Source organism: Candidatus Cloacimonadota bacterium, assembly GCA_011372345.1.
In the GTDB taxonomy this organism is placed as follows: Bacteria; Cloacimonadota; Cloacimonadia; order Cloacimonadales; family TCS61; genus DRTC01.
In genome coordinates, this window is sequence record DRTC01000156.1 from 1 (window position 1) to 2,598 (window position 2,598).

General features: G+C 33.6%; 2 protein-coding genes. One reads left to right on the forward strand and one right to left on the reverse strand.

Going from position 1 to position 2,598, the window contains the following annotated elements; translation table 11 throughout:
- The coding region (locus ENL20_02960) for a hypothetical protein (protein HHE37516.1) at nt 1-703 on the reverse strand (703 nt) is incomplete at its 3' end.
- 426 nt (nt 704-1,129) lie between these two features.
- On the opposite strand from ENL20_02960, the gene ENL20_02965 reads away from it, so the two are divergent.
- Nucleotides 1,130-2,455: a TldD/PmbA family protein gene (locus tag ENL20_02965; GenBank protein ID HHE37517.1), complete on the forward strand. Its 1,326-nt coding sequence runs from the start codon at nt 1,130-1,132 to the stop codon at nt 2,453-2,455.
- Nucleotides 2,456-2,598 lie beyond the last annotated feature (143 nt).

Sequence of the window (2,598 nt, forward strand, 5' to 3'; positions counted from 1 at the left end):
AATCAGGTTCGACTGTAATATTTTCACTTCCATATTCCGTATCATCAATATAAACCGTAACCGAATAATTCATACCTAGCATTTGAGTATTTTCATAAAAACCAGTATCATCTGTATAAAGGAAAAATAAATAGTCGGATGGATTATATTCTATCCGGGCTGAATTAACGGGATTTTCATTAATATCATAAACATATCCGGAAAGGACTCCTCTTGTGTTTACAGAAAATGGATTTGAACCTAATGATGGTTGATTTTCTTTTGCCAGATAATAATCTTCACCTGCAAACATATTCCCATAAGAAACTCTTGCTAACGATTGCCCTTCAAATGGAGAGTTTACATTTGAACCAGGAAATTCTCCAAATATTATTTCATCGTCAAAAACAATACCTGTAAGTTTTACGAAATCTCCTGTCTTATTGATGGCTAAAGGATCTTGTAAATCTTCACTTGTTATTAATAAAACCTCTTCAAAATTAAAATAAATTCCATCATTGAATTGAACTGTATCAGCGGATGATGAGATTTCACATCCATCCAATGTCATTCCAACAAAATAATTATAATAATCATAAAGTTCTAACGTCCATTCATCATCTTCAAAATAGATTTCGCTGAAAAGTACAGGCGGAACTGGATTGGATATTAAAAAAGAAAAAAGTATAGAAAAAAATAAACTAATCAAAATCGTTTTCATCATAACCTCCTGATTGGTTGTGAATTACAAATGCATAAATCAATCCAAAAATTTCCAGAAATTACAGTTTCAGAATCGTGTCTTTTTTAGTTCTGTTAATTTTAAAGTCAAATATTTTTTGTTTCTTTTAAAAATTTTACTACAAAGTTAATTATTCTTTTTCGTCCATTTCGCGGTTAATGAAAAATTTTTCCGAATCTTACTTTTAAAGAGTTCCTACGGAGGAATCTTCGGAAAGTAACTTTGTTGTCTATTTTGTTTACATATTTTCTTTTCGTATATTTTCATGTTTTTCGCAGGTAAAATTTTTCCTTTACAAGAATTTCCCTGATTTTGAGTTTGCGACCAGTTGAACAAGATTCCGAACATCAAGTTGATTCTTTTTATTTGTTGTTCGTTCAGTTAGTTGTTAAAGCTAAGGAGTAAAAAATGAGTTTTAGAGAAGAACTGATAATAATTTGCGAAGAACATCCCGAACTGAAATTAGAATTCAGGTATTATTTATGGGAAACGGATTTCCTCCGTTTTTTCCAAAGCCAGACAAATTACAATATTTCGAAATCTTCCGTATCACTTTCTACAACGGTTCATAAAGGAAAAAAATCGTATTCTTTCAGACTTGTTAATCCGACAAAAATGGTTCTGGTGGAAAAGATCGACGAAGCAAAAACGATTATCGATAAACTTCCCGATGATCCGGATTTCATCGATATTGAAGACGATCTGACCATTTCCTCTGAAAAGGAAAAAACTAACAACATCAAGAGAATTTCTCTGGATAAGAAAATCGATTTTCTCGATAAGGTTGCTAAAGCAGTTGAACCGAATGATTTCAAAATCTATGGAACTTTTATCTGTAATTATCGAATACTTTATATCGTGAACAGCAATGGAGTCAATAAACGCGAGATCAGTTCCCCGATCTTTTTGGAAGTGAAAGCAGTTTCCAACAAAAATGAAGTTACTGTTTTAGAAGCTTACGGCGGAGAAAATTATGGTTCATTTGATGAGGAGAGATTCATCCAAAATCTAAAAGCAAAAGTTGAAGCCGGATGCGGAGAAATTGTCGATGTGGAACCGGGAGAGTATGAAGTTGTGCTGGCTCCTCGCTGTATCGGGGAATATTTTATGTATCTGGAAAGCAGTTTGAGTGCTGCCAGTCTGGATCATAAACAGAGCTTTTTCGAGGGGAAGATCGATAAAAAGATATTTCCTGAAAATATTACTTTGATCGACGATCCTCATCATCCTGATTTGATCAACTTTGATTATAATTCTGACGGACATCTTTATCAGAAAACTCCGCTTATTGAGAATGGTATTTTCAAAAATTTTATGGTGGGAAATTACTACGGTAGAAAACTTAAGATGAAGAAAAACGGGGTAAAAGGTGAAGCTATTGTAATGGAAACCGGAGATAAAAGCCGGGAAGAATTAGTTAGTTCCATTAAAAAAGGTCTTTATATTTCAAGCTTACATTATATGAATTTCATCAATCGTAAGGAAACATCATTAACCGGATTAACGCGTGATGGAACCTTCCTGATTGAAAACGGAAAGATCATAAAAGTTGTGAATAATCTGCGCTTCACAGAAAAAATTTCTGATATTATCAATGGAATTACTGATATTGAAAACCAATCTTACACAATTCCGTATTCGGATAATTACGGTGAATTCGGGATTTACAGTGCTAAAATGCCGCATGTGAAGGTGAAAGGTTTTAAGATCAGCTCATCGACTAAAACCATTTAGCTCACTGAGAATAATGGCTCACGGATTTGCACGGAAAAGCACGGATAAGAAAACGATAGCTCATGGAAAAATGGCTCACAGATTTCACGGATTAAACGGATAAGAAAACGATAGCTCAGGGAATAATGGCTCACAGATTTCAC